Source organism: Candidatus Laterigemmans baculatus (genome assembly GCF_010367455.1).
GTDB classification, from domain to species: domain Bacteria; phylum Planctomycetota; class Planctomycetia; order Pirellulales; family Pirellulaceae; genus Laterigemmans; species Laterigemmans baculatus.
Map to the genome: position 1 here is coordinate 1 of NZ_WRPR01000113.1, position 629 is coordinate 629.

1 protein-coding gene is annotated in these 629 nt (G+C 57.6%); it reads left to right on the forward strand.

The window, feature by feature from the left end:
- Nucleotides 1-108 precede the first annotated feature (108 nt).
- Nucleotides 109-629, forward strand: a 521-nt coding sequence (locus GNK13_RS18890; RefSeq protein ID WP_203329146.1) for a transposase, incomplete at its 3' end; no start/stop codon positions are given.

Genomic DNA, 629 nt, shown 5'->3' on the forward strand with positions numbered 1-629 from the left:
ATGTCGAAAAAGGGGTCAGGAGCCGAATTGGTTGTTTGGGAAGTTCTGCTCGGGTAGTCTGGTCAGAAGTGGTGGTTTTTTTTGTTTTGCCTGTGGCGGAGTGTTCCAATGCCGCGCCCCCCGAGGGCCGATGAGGCCGGTGCGATCTACCACGCTCTGAATCGCGGAAACTCGCGACAAACGATCTTTCGTAAAGAGGCCGACTACGAAGCGTTCGAGAGAATTCTCATGGAGGGTTTACAAAGCTATCCGGTCGACTTGTTCGCCTACCAGTGGATGCCGAACCATTGGCACATGGTCTTGCGGCCGCGCGAAGACGGTGCGATGAGCCGTCTTCTGTATTGGGTGGCAATGACGCATGCCGCTCGGCACCACGCTCACTACCACACCGCTGGCAGCGGACATCTTTACCAGGGTCGGTTCAAAAGCTTTCCGGTTCAGGACGACGATCATTTCTTCGTGGTTTGCCGCTACGTCGAACGCAATGCGCTAGCGGCAGGACTTGTACTGCGGGCGGAGAATTGGCGTTGGGGGAGCCTTTGGAATTGGAACCGCGGCAGCAGCCTTGTGGCGTTAGCCCCTTGGCCGATGCCGCGGCAGCCTAACTGGACTGAGCGAGTTAACCGCCC